This is a genomic window from Streptomyces sp. 1331.2 (assembly GCF_900199205.1).
Lineage (GTDB): Bacteria > Actinomycetota > Actinomycetes > Streptomycetales > Streptomycetaceae > Kitasatospora.
In genome coordinates this window covers 1719796-1738262 of sequence record NZ_OBMJ01000001.1, presented here as the reverse complement: position 1 = coordinate 1738262, position 18467 = coordinate 1719796, and the positions used below count along the sequence as shown (strand labels likewise).

Here is an 18467-nt window from a genome sequence, read left to right as displayed (position 1 = left end):
GCGCGGGCGACTCCCCATACCTATTGGATCAAGGAAAACGAACGATGGAGCTGCTGATCTCAGCGGGACGGGTCCTCACGGGTCCCGGTGGCGAACTCGTGGACGACGGGGCGGTACTGGTCGGCAATGGTGCAATCGTCGCGGTCGGGACCCGAGACGAGGTGGAGAGGCTTGCTCCGGACGGCGTGCGGAGGGTTTCCTTCCCCGAGGGCACTGTGCTCCCCGGATTGATTGACTGCCACGTGCATCTCGCCTTCGACGCCTCGCCGGATCCGGTAACTGCCGTGCGCGACGCGGATGACGCGAGCCTCCTTCTCGGTATGGCTGGCCGGGCACAGCAACTCCTGGCCACTGGGGTGACCACGGTGCGGGATCTGGGAGACCGGGGCGCGCTTTCCGTGCGGCTACGCGACGCGATCGCTGCGGGCGTACTGCGCGGTCCGCGGATCATGGCCGCGACGGCGCCGCTCACCTCACCCGGAGGGCATTGCTGGTTCCTGGGCGGCGAGGTATCCGGTGAGGAAGCCATCCGGGAGCAGGTGCGGCGCAACGTGGAGAGCGGCGCCGACGTGATCAAGGTCATGGCCACAGGCGGTGGAATCACCCCGGGCGGACCTGCGACTTGGCAATCCCAGTTCACGACCGAGGAGCTGCAGCTGGTCGTGACCGAAGCCGGGCGGGCGGGCCTGCCTGTAGCGGCCCACGCCCACGGCGCGGATGGCATCGCCAGCGCCGTGGCCGCTGGAGTGAACACGATCGAGCACTGTACCTGGATGGTCGAGGGGGGCTTCGAGATGCGGGACGAGGTAGTCACCGACCTCGCCGCCAAGGAGATCCACGTTTGCCCGGCAGCCAGCCCGAACTGGCGGGGTTTCGCCGAGCGGTTCGGGAGGGAACGGGCCGAGGAGGTCTTCGCGCGGGTGCGCTGGATGGCCGAGCGGGGAGTCCGCCTGGTGGCGGGAACGGATGCCGGCGTGCCGAACGCGGTCTTCGACGGGTTCGTGAGCAGCCTCGAGTTCTACGAGTATCTGGGCTTCCCCCGGGACCGCGTCATCGATATGGCCACCATCGACGCTGCCCGCGCCCTCGGTATCGACACCGAAACTGGACAGCTTGCCGCCGGCTACCGTGCCGACCTGCTCGTCGTCGACGGCGACCCGCTCCGAGACCTGAACGCCCTGCGTGCCATCCGCCTCGTGCTGGCAGGAGGGCGCCCATGCGGCAACGGCAAAGGTGAGAGTTGGTGATCGCGTCGGCTCTGATCCTCATGTGACGGCCTGACCGGGATCCACGTGCGCCCGGGTCAGTCAGCGAGTTCTGCTGACTGACCCGGGCGCACACGTATGTCGGGGGGCGGTGAGGAGCGGCGGGCGGAGCCATGCGTGAGCATCGAGCCGTGAACACCCTACCTAACGTTGATAGATAACCCTAACGGCGTTAGGGTGTGAGGTGTCGAAGTCGCCACAACCCTTGGGAGAGGCCATGGTTGAGCTTGGCAAGGGGGAAGTGCCGGCACGAGCCGTGCACACTAAACCTGCCGGATCGCGCAGCTGGATCGCGCTCGCCGTCGTGCTGACGGCCGCGTTCATGCAGCTGATCGATGTCAGCATCGTGAACGTTGCCGTTGCCGCGATCCAGAACGGGCTGGGGGCGAGCTACTCCCAGATCCAGTGGGTGCTGGCTGGGTACACACTGGCGTTCGCGGTCCTGCTGATGGCCGGAGGGCGACTGGGAGACCGTGCCGGGCGAAAGCGGATCTTCCTGGTCGGAATGATCGCCTTCACCGCCGCCTCGTTGTTGTGCGGAGCCGCCGGCAGCGCGGAACTGCTGGTGGTCGCCAGGCTCCTTCAAGGGCTCGCCGCCGCATTGATGTACCCACAGGTCTATTCCGTCATCCAGGCGACCGTCCCGCCGGAGCGACGAGGTGTCGTGCTCGGCATCCTCGGGGGCATCATCGGCCTCGCTGCGATCACTGGCCCGCTGGTCGGCGGCCTGCTCATCCAGGCCGACTTGTTCGGCTGGGGCTGGCGGCCCATCTTCCTGGTCAACGTACCGGTTGGCATCCTGGCAGTGCTGCTCGCTCTCCGCTACCTTCCGGAGTCCCGTGTGGAGAACCCTGGTGCCGTCGATCTGCCGGGAGTCCTCCTGGTCACCGCAAGCCTCGCGCTGATCGTCTATCCGCTCGTTCAGGGGCGTGAACTCGACTGGCCGAAATGGCTGTTCGCCCTGATGGGCGCCGGTGTCGCTCTGTTACTACTCTTCGCGGTCTACGAGCAGTATCGCGCACGGTCAGGCAGCAGTCCGCTCGTCCGGATGAGCCTGTTCCGCAACCGCAGCTTCACCGGCGGACTGGTCGTGGTCATCCTCTTCTACGGCGCCTTCCTGCCCTTCTTCCTGGTGTTCAGCCTCTACGTCCAGGCGGGTCTCGGCTACACGGCTCTTCAGGCGGGCGTGGCTCTGGTCCCCTACGCGCTGGGCTCGGCGATCGGATCCGGGACCTCGATCGCGCTGGCCCCTCGGCTCGGTCGTCCGATCCTGCACCTGGGGTTGGCTCTCCTCATCCTCGGCACCGGCGCGACCATCTGGGTCGTGCACCGCTGGGGCACCGACCTCCACACTCTCCAACTGCTGCCCTCCCTCGTCCTCTCGGGTATCGGCTTCGGGCTGACCGTCACCCCGCTGGTCACCCTCGTCCTGGCCAAGGTGCCACTTGATCAGGCCGGCGCAGCCTCCGGCGCACTTACCACCGCGCAGCAGATCGGCAGTGCTGTCGGCATCGCGGTCCTGGGCACATTCTTCTTCGGATTGCTCGGCAGCCATGCGGACTCCGTCACCGAAGCTCAAGTCCCGAAACTCAAACGGGAGCTGGTCGTACTTAAGCTGGACGAGTCGGTGGCTGACCGGATGATCCAGCAATACCGCGCCTGCTTCCACGACCGGGCCAACGAGAAGGACCCCGCCGCCGTCCCGGCCAGCTGCCAGGCCGAGAGCAATCCGCCGGGCGGAAGCAGTCAGATCCAGCTCGCCGCGAAGGTGGCAGACGTCCTCCAGGCCGAGGCGACCCGCGACCTACGCACCGACTTTGCCGAGGCGGCAGAGCGAACCCTCTTCCTGCAAGTCGGCCTGTTCGTCGCCTGCTTCCTGCTGGTGTTCGCCCTTCCCCGGGTCCGCGGCCAGGAGCTGAGCGAATTCGAGGAGCGAAGCCGCGACACGGTGATCATCGGGTGATCTCCTGGCCTGGCGCTTGCGGACCGAAGCGCCGCGATCACCGCAACATGCCGCCATACCAGCCCTGACGAAGAAAGAGGAGAGATCGCGCGCAGGTTCAAGAGCGCAGCCTCACTGGTCTTGCTGGTCGCCTTGTCCGCGACCGCCGTCGGATGCGGGGAGCCCGACCACGCCGTTCTCGGCTCCACCCCGAGAACGATCTGTGCCGACCGGCCAGGTGGCGCCGCCTGTCGGCCGGGCCGCCAGATCGGCCGACACCCCGTTCCCGGAGCACCACTGGCCCGCGCGTTTCACTTCGAGGTGCGTCCGGATCACGACCAGAAAAGCAGAAGTGCCTTCTGAGCTGGGACGATGAGGCCTGTCCAAGGTCTCCGTCGTACCAGCGGGAAGGCACTTTCCGCGTGCACACCACCCGGTCTCGCCCCGACCCCGTGCCCGTCAGCGCTGACGGGCACGGGGGCGTTACCCGCGCTGGTTCGCGCCTGCCGGCGGATCTGGCCGATGCCACCACACGGACCAGCGGCTTCTCCGAGGCACTGCGGCGGCTGCGTCCGGTGTCGTCTTCCGAGCCGGCCGCGTTCTAGGAGTGATGGCTCCGTCGGGCCCGGGAGGGGGCGGCGCCGTGTTCCTCCTGCGGCGCGGGCCACTGGGGCCGGGGCGGCGACTGCCGTGCGTGCGGGGGGTCCGTGCGGTGCCGGTCGGTGGGTCGGGTGGTCGTGCGTCCGGGGCGCAGGGGCCACCACAGGCTGCGGCCGAGGATCGCGGCCAGGGCGGGCACCAGCACGATGGACAGCAGGAACGCGGAGAGCAGGATGCCGAGCGCGGTGGCGAAGCCGATCTGCTGGGTGGAGGGTTGCGGGGTCACCGCGAGGCTGGCGAAGGAGCCGGCCAGGACGAGGCCCGCCGTCGCGATGGCCGGCGCGGTGTGCCGCAGGGCGCGCGCGACTGCTGCCCGGGGCGGCCCGGGATGTTCCATCTCCTCCCGGATCCGGTCGCTGATCAGGATGTTGTAGTCGGTGCCGAGCGCGACCACGAACAGGAACAGGACCAGGGGCAGCGTGAAGTTGACGCCCGGCTTGTCCATGGCGTGCTGGAACAGCAGGGCGGCCGCGCCGAGGGTGGCCGCGAAGCCGAGGCCGACGGAGAGCATCAGGACCACTGGTGCCAGCAGGCTGCGCAGCAGCAGGAGGAGGATCACCCCGATCAGTGCCGCCGCGACCGGGAAGACCAGCCGAAGGTCGCGCCCGACGGCGGTGGAGACGTCGGCGAAGACGGCCGGGGTGCCGCCGACGTGCGCGGCCAGGTCGGCGGGGGTGCTCTGGGCGACGGCTTCGCGGATCGGGCCGGAGACCAGGTCGCGGGCCCGCTGGGACTGCGGGTCCTCGGTGAGGAACAGGTCGATCCGTGCGGCCTGCCGGTTCTCGCTCAGGACCGGCTTGGCCACCTGGCCGACGCCGGCGACCCGGGTGAGGCGCTGGGCCAGGCCGTCCAGTGCGCCGGCGGAGAGGGGGCCGGCGTTCTTGGTTTCGACGTAGACGCTGGTCGGGTCCGCCACGCCGGCGGGCAGGGCATGGGCGATTTCGAGGGCGGTGGTCTGGGACGCGGTGCGTGGGCCGCCGCCCACGCCGTAGTCCATCCTGATCCCGGCCAGCCCGCCGGCCAGGGCGCCCAGGAGGGCGAGCGAGGCGAGGACCACGGTCAGCGGGCGGCGGGCCAGCAGGCCGGCGAATCGGGCTGCGGTGCCGGCGCGGGGTTCGGCGTCGAGGGCACGTGAGGGCCAGAAGAGTTTGCGTCCGCAGGCCGCGAGCACGGCGGGCATCAGGGTGAGACTGGCCAGCAGCATGACCAGGACCGAGACCGCGACGGCCGGGCCGAGCACCCGGAACTGGCCGAAGCCGGCGATCCCGAGGGTGGCGAAGGCGGCGACGATGGTCAGTGCGGCCGAGGTGACCGCGGTGCCGACCTTCTGACTGACCTCGGCGGCGGTGGTGCGGTGGTGGCGATCGGGTCGGGCCCGCAACTGCTCGCGGAAGCGGAACATCAGGAACAGGAAGTAGTCGATGCCGATGCCCAGGAGTACCACGCCGATGAGGCTCGGTACGGAGGGGTCGAGCTTGATGCCGGTGAGCAGCGCGGTGCCCACGACCGCGCCGCCGGCCACGCCGCTGATGAGGGCCACCGAGACCAGCGGCAGCAGGGCGGCGAGGACGCTGCGGAACACCAGGACATGGAGCAGCACGATCAGGGCGACGGCGCAGGCGGAGGCGATGGTTGCGAGGGTCTTCCCGTCGTCGGCGGAGTCGACCTGGTCGGCGAGTGCGCCGGTGAAGCCGGTTCGCAGGCCCTGGGCGGCGAACTCCGCCCGGGCGTTGTCCCGGAACGCCCGGAAGGTGTTCTCCAGGCCCGGGTCGGCGGGGTTTCCGGTGAGGTTGGCGGAGAGCAGCTCGAAGGTCCCGTCAGGTGCCGCCATGGCCGGGCTGACCTGGGGGATCTGCGAGTAGTCCCGCTGAAGGAGCGCCTCGTCCTTGGGCTTGGGCATGGCGACCCTGAGGCTGCTCAGCCGCTTCGCCCCGGCGTCGATCTGCTCCCGGTCGGTGGGAGTCAGTGCCCGGCCGTCGGTCCGTGCGACCAGGACGGTCACCGGGTTGGCATCGGGCTTCGCCCCGAACCGGTCGTGGGCGATCGCCATGGCGGCGGCCGAGTCGTAGCTCTTGGGTAGGAAGTCGGCCGTCTGCGTCTGGGTCACCCGGTAGATCAAGGTCTGGCTCAGGATGGTCAGGAGCATTCCCAGGACCGCCCACGCGGCGATCACCTTCCACGGATTCCTGGTGGAGAATCCGGTCAGGGCACGGATCACGCTGTCCTCCGGTTGTGGTGCTGTAACCGGGAGTTCCGGCACGTCTCCAGGCCATCACGGGGTACCGGGCCTTCTCGTCCGAGCGGGGGAGGAGAACGCCGTCGGGACCAGGGCCCGGCACACGGTCCTGACCAGGACCAGGGGCCTGGTCAGGGATCGGTCCGGGGTGCCTGCCCGGGGCCGGGAGCCGCTGCGAGGATGGACCGCGGAGGCTCCCCCGGGCGGGGGCCGCAGGCCGTTGCCGGAACGGCACCCGACTCCGAGATGCGGCCGCGGTGAACCGGCGAAGGCCAGTGCCGACCGGCCACGGAAAGGACCAGCACCAGCATGTCGACGCCCCACCGGCCCGTGCCGCCGCCGAGAGCCGACGGCCTGCCCTGGACGGCCAGTGACGCGCTGGTGGCCGTCGGGGCGGCCGTCCTGGACCTCCTCGGCTATTCGATCGGCAGTCCGGACGGAAGCCAGCCGATCGCCCTGACCGCGCTGGTCATGCTCGTACTGGCGGCCATGCCGCTGCTCGCCAGGCGCCGCTACCCGCTGGCGTCACTGGCCGGTGTGCTGGTCCTCGGCCTGGCACTGAACCTGCGCGTGCCGGTGCCGAACCACTTCAACGCCACCCTGTGCGTCGCGCTGTTCGCTGTGGCCCGCTCCAGCGGCATCGCGGTGGCGGCGCCGGCCGCCCTGGTGGCGGCCGGCGTGCCACTGCTGGGCCGGGGGCATCCGCTGCCCCCTCCGGCGGCGGACGTGGCGGCCAACGTGCTCGCTGCGGCGCTGGTCATCGTCGCGGCCGAGGTTCTGAGGCGTTGGCAGCACGAGATGGAGGTCAGGCGCAGTCTGCTGGCCGACCGCGCGGTGGCGCAGGAACGGCGCCGCATCGCACGGGAGTTGCATGACATCGTGGCCCACCACATCACCACCATGCAGCTGATGGCCGGTGGTGCCCGAGCGAACCTCGGGGGTGACACCGAGGTGGTGCGCGACGCCCTGGTCACGCTGGAGGGCTCCGGGCGGATGGCGCTGCGCGAGATGCGCCAGCTGCTCGACGTACTCCGGGCCGGCGACGTGCCGGAGGAGGCGGCAGGGGCCGGGGCGCCGTCCGCGCCGCAGCCCGGCGTCGGGGACCTCGCAGGGCTCGTCGAGGAGTCCCGCAGGGCCGGTCTGCCCACGGAGTTCGCCGTCCTGGGGCAGGAGCGTCCACTGCCGCCGAGCACCAGCCTGGCGGTGTTCCGGATCGTCCAGGAGTCCCTCACCAACACCCGCAAGCACGCCGGCGGTCGGGCCCGGGCGCGGGTTCACCTGACCTACCACCCGGACCGGGTCACCGTCGAGGTGTCCGACAACGGCTCCGCCGCGCCGACCGATGCCCGGGTGGGCACCCTGACGGGGACGGGCGGTGCGGCCGGACCGCGGGCGGGCCGCACCGGGTACGGTCTGATCGGCATGCGCGAACGCGTCGCGCTGCAGGGCGGCAGCATGGTGGCCGGCGGCGTCGACGGTGGTGGCTTCCGGGTGGTGGCCGGCCTGCCGACGGCGCCGCCCGACGGAGAGGACCGGCTCGGATGACGGGAACCCCGGAGCGGATCAGGGTGCTGATCGCGGACGACCAGCCGCTGGTGCGGCGGGGCCTGGCCCTGATCCTGGCACCGGACCCGGCGTTCGAGGTGGTGGCGGAGGCGGACGACGGGCAGCAAGCGGTCGACCTCGCGCACCGGCACCGGCCGCACGTCGTGGTGATGGACATCCGGATGCCGGTCCTCGATGGCGTCCAGGCGACCGAGCGGATCACGCGGGAGCTGCCCGCATGCCGGGTCCTGGCGCTGAGCACCTTCGACATGGACGAGTACGTGGTGGCCGCCCTGCGCGCCGGCGCCTCCGGGTTCCTCCCCAAGGACGTCTCCCCGGAGGAGCTCTCGGCGGCCGTGCGCACCGTACACACCGGGGAGGCGGCGGTGGCGCCGCGCCTGCTCACCCGGCTGATCTCCACCTACGTCACCACGCCCCACCGGCCGCAGTCGCCGCCGTCGGTGCCGGTGTCCGATCCGGGTGAACTGACGCCCCGCGAGATCGAGGTGTGGCACCTGCTGGCCACCGGCCTCGACAACGCCGAGATCGCGTCGGCGATGGGCATCAGCGTCTCCACGGTCAAGAACTACATCACCAGCATCTTCGCCAAGCTGAGCGTCCGCGACCGGGCTCAGGCGGTGATCGCGGCGTACGAGTCGGGCCTGGTGGAGGCCCGGTCCACGAACCCGGCGGGCTGAAGCGGGATCGAAGTGGGCTGGGGGTGGGGGGAGTTGAGCCGGGCCTGGCCAGCGACCCCCACCGGGCTCGTGTCCTGGTGGGGTCGATGGTCGAGCCCGGTCGGTTGTCCGCCGTGGGCGGGTCAGCGGCAGAGGGCCGCGTCCAGGGCGTCCGCCATGTGCTGCGCGGCGGCCTCGTCCGGGATGGTGGTGACTGTGATGGTGGCGGCGCGGCCGTCCTCGGTGACCCCGCCGCGGGAGCGGTAGCCCGGGGTGGTCCCGCCGTGGCCCCAGAGGAGGCCGCCACAGGAGAGCGGCTTGCTCTGCAGACCCAGCCCGTAGCGGACCCCCGGGCCCAGGAGCTCGGCGGGGACGGTGGTGCGCATCTCGGCGAGCTGCGCCGCGGGCAGGAGCCGGCCGCCGACGAGCGCGGTGAAGAACGAGTTGAGGTCGGTGTTGGTGGAGACGACCGCCCCCGACGCCCAGGCCATCGAGGAGTCCATCTCGGTGTAGTCGATCGGGGGTGCGTCCGGCGCGCTGCGGTAATAGCCGTGCGGGTGGGCCTCGTGGATGGTCGTGTCCCCCGGGGTGGGGAAGTAGGTGTGGCGCAGGCCGATCCGGTCGATGACGCGCTTGGTGATCTCCTCGCTGACGGGCCGCCCGGTGACCTTCTGGATGAGGAGTCCGGCGACGATGTAGTTGGTGTTGCTGTACGCCCAGCTGGTGCCCGGGGGGAAGACGGCCTTCTGGGCGAGGGCGCCGTCGAGGAGGTCGCGGGGCTCGAAGTAGCGGTGCTGGATCGTGGTGAAGTCCGAGAGCGCGGGGGCGCTCATGTAGTCGGGCAGGCCGCTGGTGTGCTGGAGCAGCTGACGGACGGTGATGTGGCGTCCGTCGATGCCGTCGCCGCGCAGCAGGCCGGGGAGGTAGGTGTCGACGGGCGCGTCAAGGCCGATCTTTCCTTCGGCGACGAGCTGGAGGACGACGACGGCGGTGAAGGTCTTGGTGTTGCTGCCGATCCGGATCTGCCCGTCGACGGGGACCTTGGCCCCGGTGGCGAGGTCGCCGACGCCGGCGGTGTAGGTGCGGGTGCGGCCGTCGCGGCCCTTGACGGAGGCCAGCGCGGCGGGCAGGTCGTCGTCCTTCACCAGCGCGTTCAGGCTCGACTGGACGCTGTCCGGCCTGCCGCCCGCGAACGCCGCAGTCGGTGCCAGCGCCCCGGCCGTCATGACCCCGGCGGCCACGGCGGTCACGACCGCCACCGCCCGGTGTCGGCTGCCCCGGCGGGAGAGCGGGAAGCGGCTGTGAGGTGCATGCTCGAACACGAAAGGACCCCTCCGATGAATGGCGCCGGTGATCCCGGCCTTGATCAAGAGGACCATTCGGAGGCAGGGGAGTTCGTCCGCACCCAGGACGAAACCGCGCCCGGGAGTGGACTCCGGGAGTCGCCCCCGGCCAGGACCGTACTCCTGGCCGCCGGTGCTGATCGGCCCGCTTGGGGAGGCGCGGGATTCGGGGACTCACCGGGGACCAGGCGTCGTTCATCGCCGCCCCTGAGATGCGGACACTCGCCGCGGTCGCCGGGTCGCGGTTCCGGGCGGGGGTGTGGCCCGCGCCGGGGACGGCGACCGGACCGACGCGGCCGGGCCGGGCAGTCACGGGCGGGGGGGGGGAATGCGATCGCGGGAAATCAGGACCTGCCGGTGTGCAGGGTGCCGTGATCGGGGCAGACGCGCGCCATGGTGAAAATCGGATACACGATGATGACCGAGCAACGGGGCCCGCGCGATCTGGTCGCGGACGTCGTACGTGCCGAAGGCGCCGGTTTCGACTTCTCGGTGATCTCCGACCACTCCTTCCCCTGGCTGGACGAACAGGGCCACGCCCCGTACGCGTGGGCGGTGCTCGGCGCCGCCGCGCAGGCCACCTCCCGCATCCCACTCATGACCTACGTCACCTGCCCCACCTTCCGCTACCACCCCGTCGTGGTGGCGCAGAAGGCCGCCACGCTCCAGCTCCTGTCCGAGGGCCGTTTCCGGCTCGGCGTGGGCAGCGGCGAGAACCTCAACGAGCACGTGGTCGGCCAGGGCTGGCCGGCGGTGGCGGTGCGCCAGGAGATGCTCGACGAGGCCGTGCAGATCATCCGGGCGCTGTTCGCCGGCGAGTACGTCACATGGCACGGCCACCACTTCGACGTCGAGGGCGCCCGGCTGTGGGACCTTCCCGACCGGCCGCCACCGATCGGAATCGCCGTCTCGGGGCCGCGCTCCTGCGAACTGGCGGGTCGCTCGGCCGACCTGGTGATCGCCGTGGAGCCCGACCCGGCGCTGGTCGCCGGCTTCGCGGAGCACGGCGGGGCCGGGAAACCGGCTGTGGGCCAGCTGCCGGTGTGCTGGGACCCGGACCGGGACACCGCCGTACGGCGGGCCCACGAGCAGTTCCGCTGGTTCGGCGGCGGCTGGAAGGTCAACGCCGAACTTCCCGGGACCGCGGGCTTCGCCGCCGCGAGCCGCTTCGTCCGCCCGGACGACGTCGCCGAGGCCATCCCCTGTGGCGACCGGGTCGAGGACTTCGTCGAAGCGGTACGGCCGTTCTCCGACGCAGGATTCGGCGAGGTCGCTCTCGTCCAGGTCGGCGGCGACAGCCAGCCCGCGTTCCTCGACTGGGCCGGCAGCACCCTGCTGCCGGCGCTGCGTGCGGCATTCCGGGCCTGAGGGGGCCTGACGGGGCCTGACGGGGCCTGACGGCACCGCCACGGCCCGGCCTGTCACGGCCGCGCGGGGGAGCCGGTCGCTGGGCCACCACCCGGAAGCGAGGCGCTTTCACCCGACTGTCAGGCATCCCGCAAGCGGGGCGGCTGCCCGGGTTCCCGCCCGGCGGCGGGTGACGGCAACTCGCCGTAGGTTGCGGACATGACCAGTGACGAGACGACGATCCCCGCCGTCACCGCCTTCATCGCCTTCATCGCCCTGCCCTACGGCGAGGAACTCCTGCGCTGCGCCCGCGCCCGGACCGGCCACCACCAGAACCGCATGTAACCGGGAGAGGATCCGTTGACGACGAACAATGGCGCACCGGGCCGGGACGAGACACCCCAGGAACGGGCCGACCGCCTGTGGACCGACATGCTCCAGGAAGTGCGCGTGTGCCAGACCGGTGCACAGATCCTCTTCGGCTTCCTCATCGGCGTCGTCTTCACCCCCCGCTTCGCCGCCCTGCCCGACTTCGACAAGAACCTCTACACCGCCACCGTGATCCTGGGCGCCGTTGCCACCGGCGCCCTCATCGCACCCGTGGCCTTCCACCGCCTCCTCGCCGGCCACGACATGAAGCCCGAACTCATCCACGTCGCCGGCCGCCTCATCGCCACCGGACTCGTCACCCTCGCCCTGACCATCGCCGCCGCCCTGCTGCTCCTGCTGCGCACGGCGACCGGCAACCCGGCCGCCGCATGGATCATCAGCGCCACCGTCCTGCTGTGGTTCACCACGACCTGGCTCGTCCTGCCCCACGTCGTACTACGTCGAACGGCGGCACGCCAGGCGACCAAGGGTGACAGCGGCGAGGAGGGCGGTAACGGCCGGTCCTCATGATGCATGCCCCCGGGCCGACAGGCCCACGCTGACGGGGGCGGCGGTCATTGTGGTCACCGCCGTAAGGCCCGCTCCGAGCTGCCGTGGGGTCGCGGGCCCGGTCGACCAGGCCGACGCCGGGGGCGAGCAGCTTGCCGGCCGTCGGGGAGTCGGGCGCGGCGGGGTGCGGGCGGGTCGGCGCGGGGCGGCGGAGCCTGCGGCGCGCATGGGATGACGAAACACGGGCAAACGCCTCGGCGTAGCGCCCCACCCGGTCCCTGCCGGGCACCTCCCGGGGCGCCGGACTGTGTCGGAAATCTGCGAACGGGCCGCGTCCTGGGGTCGAGGCAGACTACGCGGCCCACAGCAGAGGCGGCACACCACAGAGGAGGAAACATGCCTGCGGGTTCGAGCAAGAAGCGTGAACGGCAGTACGAACACATCAAGGACAGCGCGCTGGAGCGCGGAGAGAGCCAGAAGCGGGCGAAGGAGATCGCTGCCCGGACCGTGAACAAGGAACGGGCCCGGCACGGTGAGTCGAAGACCGCCAGCCGCTCGTCCATTCACGACATGTCCTCCTCCCGGCGAGGCGGGCAGCGCTCGCACTCCGGCTCCCAGGGACCGACGAAGGAGCAGCTGTACAACGAGGCCAAGCAGCGGAACATCCACGGCCGCTCGAAGATGAACAAGAAGGAACTCGCCAACGCCCTCGGCCACTGACCGAGTGCGGCGACGGCGTCCGGTGTGCGCCGACCGTCAGGACGAGGGACGCAGACGGGCCTGCAGGAGGCCCAGTGCCTCGGCGACGCACTCCTGCTGAATGGCGAACCGGTCACCGTGCAGGTTCGGCGAGATGACGCGCGTGCCGTCAGCGTCGGCAAGCGCGATGAACACGGTGCCGACCGGCCTGCCGTCCTGCGACTGCGGGCCGGCCACTCCGGTGGTCGAAAGGGCGTACGTGCTGCCCATCAGTCGCCGCACACCGTCCGCCATCTGCCGGGCCACCTCGGCATCGACCGCACCGCGCCGCTCCAGCAAGGCACGCTCGACACCCAGAACACCGTGTTTGACCTCGTCGGTGTAGGCCGTGACAGAGCCGACGAACACCTCGCTCGCCCCGGGCGGCTCGGTGAGCACGAGCGCCAGGAGGCCACCCGTCAGGGACTCCGCCACGGCCACGGTGCTCCCGGCCGCTCGAAGCGCCGCGGTCAGCTCGCGCGCCATCCGGTCCTGGCCCGCCTCGCCCACGGGCGCGGAGCTGTTCACCGGGAGGTGCCCGAGCCGGCGCCAGGCCGCTCCGTACCGGGCCGGTGGGCACCGACGGCGGCGCTGACCGCCCCGGTCGGGTGGTCGTTCAGGTAGACGGGCAACGGCTTGGCCAACGGCTGGGGGGACATCGCCATTCCTCCGGATCAAGGGTGGTAGCGCAGGACCGGCCGTGCGTGGGGCGCAGCGGCTCCGAGCCTGTCCCGACCCGAAACAGTCCGGCCGTTTCATCGTGCCGCGATCCGCACTCAAGCGCGCACGGAACGGAGCAGGACGGGCTTTCGGAAAGCTGCAGCACGGCATTCCCGGAGATCACCGGAGCCGTTGAGGGCGGCGTGGGACACACCGGAGAGCAGGGCGCGGACTGCGTCCTCGACCATCTCCGGGCCGTGGGGGCCGGTCCGGTCGCGCTGGACCGGCCCCCGGGTGTGGAGCGAGGCGCGGTTCAGCCGGTGACGGCCGGCTCGGGAACCGTGGCTGCCCTGGCGGTGAGGGCGAGGCCGTAGCGGCGCAGCAGGAGGACGGCGGTGGTGGCGAGTCCGATGAGCAGGCCGAGCCACAGGCCGCGGGTTTCGCCGCCGAGGGGGTAGGCGAGGAGCCAGGCGGCGGGCAGGCCGACGAGCCAGTAGCCGATGAGGGTGATGCGGAAGCCGCTCTTGGTGTCGTCGAGGCCGCGGAGCAGGCCGACGCCGATGTTCTGGGCGCAGTCGAAGAACTGGAGCACGGCGACGACGGCGAGGAGGCCGGTGGCGATGTGCAGGCCCTGCTGGTCGGTGGCTGTGTCGGGGTCGAAGTAGGGCCGCAGGACGAGGTCGGGGACGGCGAGGTAGGCGATGCCGACGAGGGCGGTGACGACGGCACCGCAGGCGAGGGCGGTGTTCTTGATCCGGCGGGCGGCGGTGTACTCGCCGAGGGCGAGTTCGCGGCTGACGTTGATGGAGGCGGCGTGGGAGAGGCCGACGGCGACCTGGAAGACGATGTAGATCAGCTGGTTGACGGCGGTGTGGGCGGCGAGGGCGGCGGCGCCGAAGCTGCCGGCGAGCAGGGCGGTGACGGAGAAGAAGCCGGCCTCGGAACCGTAGGTGGCGGCGATCGGGGTGCCGAGGCCGAGCAGGCGGCGCACGGTGGGGGCATCGGCGCGCCAGAAGTCCAGGCTGAGCAGGGGTGCCAGCTGGGGGTCGCGGCGGGCGGAGGCGTAGAGGGCGAGGAAGGAGAGCAGGTAGACGCTGCTGGTGGCCACCCCGATGCCGGTGAGGCCGAGCTTGGGCAGGCCCCAGGTGCCGTGGATGAAGACCCAGTTGAGTGCGGCGTTGATCGCGACGGAGGCGATGGTGATCCGCAGCAGGGCCTGCGGTCGGCGCATGCCGACGGTGAACTGGCGGATCGCCTGGAACCAGAGGCAGGGCAGCAGTCCCGGCGCCAGGGCGGCGAGCATGCCCTGGGCACGGTGGGCGACGTCCGCGTCCTGGCCGAGGAAGGTGGCGGCCTGCCCGATGAGGACCATGAGGACGGCTCCCACGAGGCCGGCGAGGGTGGCGACGGCCATGGCCGCCCTCACCAGGGCGCGTACTTCCTCGCTGTCGCCGGTCTCGGTGTCCTTGTCGGGGTGCTCGGCCTGTTCGGCTCGGGCGGCGGCGGCCGCGACCTGGTTGCCGACGGAGGTGACGAGGCCGACGCCCATGGTGCGCAGCTGGTTGAAGACGACCAGGGCGAGGCCGCCGGCGGCGAGGGCCTCGGTGCCGAGGGCGCCCATCATGACGGTGTCGGTGGTGGTGAGGGCGACCTGGGCGAGCTGGGTCAGGGCGAGCGGGACGGCGAGGACGGCGAGGGCGCGGCCGTCGCGGGCGAGGGTGGTCAACTGCTGCATGGTGAGGCTCAGTTCCTGCGGAGTTTGGTCAGCGTCTCGTCGATCCCGGCTTCGACCGTCGGGTCGAGGAGGTCGCGGGCGGTCATCCAGTCGTCGTTGAAGACGGTGTCCATGTACTTCTCGCCCCCGTCATTGATGAAGGCGACCACAACGGTGTCGGGAGCGAGCCGGGGCAGCCGGTCCAGTGCCTCGTACACGACGCCGCCCGCGGAGCCGCCGATCAGCAGACCGGTGCGGCGGGCGACGGCGCGGGCGGTGGCGAAGGCCTCGACGTCGCCGACCTTCACCCCCTCGTCGATGAGGTCGTAGTCGACGAGCAGGCCGATGGTGGCGCCTTCGGGGTGCCGGTGCCGGACTGGTAGTAGTCGTGGGCGGGCGGGCCGAAGGCGATGGAGCCCTTGGGCTCGACGCCGACGACGGTCACGTCCGGGACGCTCTTCTTCAACTCCCTGGCGGTGCCGCACAGTCCGCCGCCGGTGCCGACGGCGCCGATCAGCACGTCGACCCGGTTGTCGAGGGCCTGGGCGATCTCGCGGCCGACGGCGTGGTAGCCGACGGCGTTGCTGGGGTTGTTGTGCTGCTCGGTGAAGAAGGTGTTGTCCTTGCCGCGGGCCATGTCCTCGGCGAGTTCCTCGCGGGCGGCGGTGTGGAGTTCCTCGCCGTCGGTGTCGGCGTCGACGTAGACGAGTTCGGTGCCCATGGCCCTCATGCCGCGCAGTTTGTCGGCGGCGGCGTGGTTGTCGACGACGGCGGTGAAGCGGTAGCCGCGCTCGGCGGCGACGACGGCCAGGCCGAGGCCGGTGTTGCCGGAGGTGGACTCGATGATGTGGCCGCCCTCGCGCAGTTCGCCGCGTTCCTCGGCGTCGAGGACCATCTGGCGGGCCATGCGGATCTTCGCGCTGCCGGTGGGGTTGAACATCTCCAGTTTCAGCAGCAGGCGGGCGCCGTTGTCGGCTCGGGCGAGTTCGAACAGCGGGGTGTAGCCGATGAGGTCGGAGATCCGGCTGACCACCGGGGGGCGGGTCAGGGCGTCGGTCATGGCGTGTGGCTCCGTGGGGGTGGGGCAGTGCGGACGGGGCGGTCGGTCAGGGCAGGGTCAGCGGTCGAGGCGCCAGCGGGGTCGGCTGCTCTCGTGGGGGTGGTCGATGACGATCTTCGGCGGCAACGGCAGCTCGTGGAAGGGGGATTCGTTGGAATCCATCTGGTAGCCCGCGGTGTTGGGGTAGACGAGGAGGTCACCGACCGCCGGCCGGGCCGGGAAGGGGACCTTGCGCCAGGTCAGCAGGTCGGAGTCCAGGCAGCTCGCGCCGCCGACGCAGGCCTCGTACGGGCCGTCCTCGCGGTCGCCCCGGGTCAGCAGGACGGGTTCGGGCAGGTACTCGCTGTTGAACCACTGCTCGGACAGGCTGAGGCTGGTGCCGTCGACGGTGACGATGCCGTACCCGGTGCGGTCCTTGACGCCCTGGATGCGGAAGACCGAGGATCCCGCCCGGTCCAGCAGCGCGCGGCCGGGCTCCAGCAGCAGCATCACCCCGGCCTGGCGCAGGCGCTCTGCCAGGCTCGCCCCCGATCCGTCCGGACGGGCGGCGAGGATCGCGCGCAGCGCGTCGGCGCCTGCGACGGGGGAGTGGTAGGGGTAGAAGTCGCTTGCGGCGAAGGACTTGTGGCCGTGGTAGTGCGCTGCGTCGTTCTCGGCGAGGAAGGTGTCCCAGGCGTCGGCCGGGACGTAGTCGACGGGGAAGCCGCCGCCGATGCTGATCCGGTCCGCCTGCAGGCCCAGCGTCCGGGCCTTGAGGCAGAGTTCGACGAGGTCGCCGGCGAGGTCGGCGCGTTCCTGGATCTCGTAGCCGGAGAGGTGGAAGCTGAACCCCTCCATCCGGACGGCGTCGCCGGCTTCGGCGCACCGCCCCAGCGCCTCGTGCAGCTGGGCGTCGTCGAGTCCGAAGCGGCTGCGGCGCTGGGAGGGCGGGTGGCGGCGCAGCAGTACTCGGGCGGGACGGTGGTCCGCGCGGGCGAGGAGGCGCTCCAGTTCGTCGAGGGCGTCGACGGCGATCAGCGCGCCCTGCCGCACGGCCACGTCCAGCAGCTGCCCGGACTTGGCGGGGCCGGTGACGACGAGGTCCTCGCCGCGTACGCCGTGTCCCAGGGCCTCGCGCAGCTCGCCGAGCGAGGCGACGTCGACTCCGGCGCCCGCGGCGGCGCAGCGGTCGATGAGGACCGAGGCCTTGTTGGCCTTCTTGGCGTAGTAGACGCGGCCTTCGACGGCGGCCTCGGCGAGGGCGGCGCGGAAGTCGGCCAGGTTGGCGTCGAAGCGTTCGGGCAGCAGGTAGTGGAAGGGGCCGCCGAGGCCGTGGGCGAGTTCGTGGAGCAGGCCGCTGGTGTGCAGGCGCTCGGCGAGCGGGTCGGGGTGGGCGGGCAGGGTCAGCGCCACAGGGCCACCTCGGTGCCGAGGTTCTGGTCGGTGGCGAGCTGGGCGAAGCGGTGGCCCAGTGCGATGTCGGTGACGACGAGTCCGCTGTTGTAGGCGAAGATCCGCTGCTCGGGGGCGGTGCGGGCCTTGGAGACGCCGGAGATGACGACGGGCAGCTCCAGGTCGACGGCCGGGAGGTTGCCGTCCGCGTCGGCCATGTCGGTGCCGGTGACCCGCATCTGGGCCTCGCTGGTGGCGATCACCCGGTCCGCGCGGTGGAGCGTGGAGGGGGCGAGGCCGTGGCCGACGAGTATCGACACCGCGCCGGGCCTCAGCCAGTCGGCCTCGACGGCGGCCGGGGTGTGGGCGCCGGCGGTGGCGACGATGACGTCGGCGTCGCGGGCGGCGGCCCTGAGGTCGGTGACCAGCTCGATCTCGCGGTCGGGGAAGTGGCGGGCGAGTTCGGCGCGGACGGCGGCGATGCCGTCGGGGTGGGTGCCGGACAGCAGCAGGCGTTCCAGCTTCGGCAGGGTGGTGAGCAGGAACGGCAGGGCGAGGCGGCCCTGGGTGCCGGTGCCGATGACCAGCGCGGTCGAGGCCTCGGGGGTGGCGCACTCGCGGGCCAGCAGCGCGGAGACGGCCGGGGTGCGCAGGGAGCCGATGCGGGAGCAGTCCATCATCGCCACGGGCAGGCCGGTGACGTCGTCGTAGATGGTCAGCGTCGTGTAGTAGTGCTGGTTCTCGCGGCTCTCGTGCAGGCCGTGCTTGTACGAGGTCTTGATCGCGACGACGTTGCGCACGCCGTCGCGCCCGAGCATGGCGTAGGAGACGGAGTGGCCGTCGGCGGGCTTGACGGTGAGCTTGCGGGGGTTGTCGGACTGGCCGGCGGCCAGGGTGCGGTAGGCCTGTTCGACGGTGTCGACGACGTCGGCGAGGGTGATGTCCAGGCCGGCGAGGTCGCTGGTGGACAGTACGCGCAGGGTGGTGTCGTCCCGGTCCATGAGGGGGCCCTTTCGAGGTGGTGAGGCGG

General features: G+C 71.4%; 15 protein-coding genes and 2 pseudogenes. 8 read left to right on the top strand and 9 right to left on the bottom strand.

Going from position 1 to position 18467, the window contains the following annotated elements:
* Window positions 1–44: 44 nt before the first annotated feature.
* Together CRP52_RS07200 and CRP52_RS07195 are read left to right on the top strand one after the other, a co-directional pair.
* Window positions 45–1247, top strand: a complete 1203-nt coding sequence (locus CRP52_RS07200; RefSeq protein WP_097235642.1) for an amidohydrolase family protein — start codon at window positions 45–47, stop codon at window positions 1245–1247.
* Between the two features lie 235 nt (window positions 1248–1482).
* Window positions 1483–3228, top strand: a complete 1746-nt coding sequence (locus CRP52_RS07195) for an MFS transporter (protein ID WP_097235641.1) — start codon at window positions 1483–1485, stop codon at window positions 3226–3228.
* A 580-nt stretch (window positions 3229–3808) separates the two neighbouring features.
* Here the strand turns inward: CRP52_RS07195 and CRP52_RS07190 are convergent.
* Window positions 3809–6085 (bottom strand): MMPL family transporter, encoded by a 2277-nt coding sequence (locus CRP52_RS07190; protein ID WP_097235640.1) that lies wholly within the window; start codon window positions 6083–6085, stop codon window positions 3809–3811.
* A gap of 327 nt (window positions 6086–6412) precedes the next feature.
* On the opposite strand from CRP52_RS07190, the gene CRP52_RS07185 reads away from it, so the two are divergent.
* A complete protein-coding gene (locus CRP52_RS07185) occupies window positions 6413–7648 on the top strand; it encodes a sensor histidine kinase (protein ID WP_097235639.1) in 1236 nt (411 codons plus the stop codon).
* Window positions 7645–8346, top strand: coding sequence for a response regulator transcription factor (locus tag CRP52_RS07180; protein ID WP_097235638.1), 702 nt, complete (start codon window positions 7645–7647; stop codon window positions 8344–8346). The genes CRP52_RS07185 and CRP52_RS07180 overlap by 4 nt, the downstream gene beginning before the upstream one ends.
* A 122-nt stretch (window positions 8347–8468) precedes the next feature.
* On the opposite strand, the gene CRP52_RS07175 is transcribed toward CRP52_RS07180, so the two are convergent.
* The gene (locus CRP52_RS07175; protein WP_373560465.1) at window positions 8469–9647 is read right to left on the bottom strand and encodes a serine hydrolase domain-containing protein; all 1179 of its coding nucleotides are present in this window, start codon (window positions 9645–9647) and stop codon (window positions 8469–8471) included.
* 414 nt (window positions 9648–10061) lie between these two features.
* Here CRP52_RS07175 and CRP52_RS07170 point away from each other — a divergent pair, with 414 nt between their 5' ends.
* The 3 genes from CRP52_RS07170 to CRP52_RS07165 all read left to right on the top strand — a co-directional run bounded on the left by CRP52_RS07170 (window position 10062) and on the right by CRP52_RS07165 (window position 11915).
* Complete coding sequence (locus tag CRP52_RS07170) at window positions 10062–11036, top strand: LLM class F420-dependent oxidoreductase (protein ID WP_097235636.1); 975 nt, start codon at window positions 10062–10064, stop codon at window positions 11034–11036.
* 198 nt (window positions 11037–11234) lie between these two features.
* A complete protein-coding gene (locus tag CRP52_RS39290) occupies window positions 11235–11360 on the top strand; it encodes a hypothetical protein (protein ID WP_257032333.1) in 126 nt (41 codons plus the stop codon).
* A gap of 15 nt (window positions 11361–11375) precedes the next feature.
* On the top strand, window positions 11376–11915 hold the full coding sequence (locus CRP52_RS07165) for a DUF6328 family protein (protein WP_097235635.1): 540 nt from the start codon (window positions 11376–11378) through the stop codon (window positions 11913–11915).
* A 73-nt stretch (window positions 11916–11988) separates the two neighbouring features.
* Here CRP52_RS07165 and CRP52_RS39285 read toward each other — a convergent pair.
* Window positions 11989–12114: pseudogene (locus CRP52_RS39285) on the bottom strand (hemerythrin domain-containing protein); the annotation flags it as partial.
* A gap of 176 nt (window positions 12115–12290) precedes the next feature.
* On the opposite strand from CRP52_RS39285, the gene CRP52_RS07155 reads away from it, so the two are divergent.
* A complete protein-coding gene (locus CRP52_RS07155) occupies window positions 12291–12614 on the top strand; it encodes a plasmid stabilization protein (RefSeq protein ID WP_097235634.1) in 324 nt (107 codons plus the stop codon).
* A gap of 36 nt (window positions 12615–12650) precedes the next feature.
* Here the strand turns inward: CRP52_RS07155 and CRP52_RS07150 are convergent, their stop codons facing one another.
* The 6 genes and pseudogenes from CRP52_RS07150 to CRP52_RS07130 all read right to left on the bottom strand — a co-directional run bounded on the left by CRP52_RS07150 (window position 12651) and on the right by CRP52_RS07130 (window position 18438).
* On the bottom strand, window positions 12651–13118 hold the full coding sequence (locus CRP52_RS07150; protein ID WP_097239896.1) for a CinA family protein: 468 nt from the start codon (window positions 13116–13118) through the stop codon (window positions 12651–12653).
* A 38-nt stretch (window positions 13119–13156) separates the two neighbouring features.
* Complete coding sequence (locus tag CRP52_RS39280) at window positions 13157–13291, bottom strand: hypothetical protein (RefSeq protein ID WP_257032332.1); 135 nt, start codon at window positions 13289–13291, stop codon at window positions 13157–13159.
* A gap of 314 nt (window positions 13292–13605) precedes the next feature.
* A complete protein-coding gene (locus CRP52_RS07145; protein WP_097235633.1) occupies window positions 13606–15027 on the bottom strand; it encodes an MATE family efflux transporter in 1422 nt (473 codons plus the stop codon).
* An 8-nt stretch (window positions 15028–15035) separates the two neighbouring features.
* Window positions 15036–16066 (bottom strand): annotated as a pseudogene (locus CRP52_RS07140) (cysteine synthase family protein).
* Window positions 16067–16123: 57 nt separating this feature from the next.
* Entirely contained in the window at window positions 16124–17458 is a 1335-nt protein-coding gene (locus CRP52_RS07135) for an amino acid decarboxylase (protein ID WP_097235632.1), read from the bottom strand.
* Complete coding sequence (locus CRP52_RS07130; RefSeq protein ID WP_097235631.1) at window positions 17449–18438, bottom strand: ornithine cyclodeaminase; 990 nt, start codon at window positions 18436–18438, stop codon at window positions 17449–17451. The genes CRP52_RS07135 and CRP52_RS07130 overlap by 10 nt, the downstream gene beginning before the upstream one ends.
* Window positions 18439–18467 lie beyond the last annotated feature (29 nt).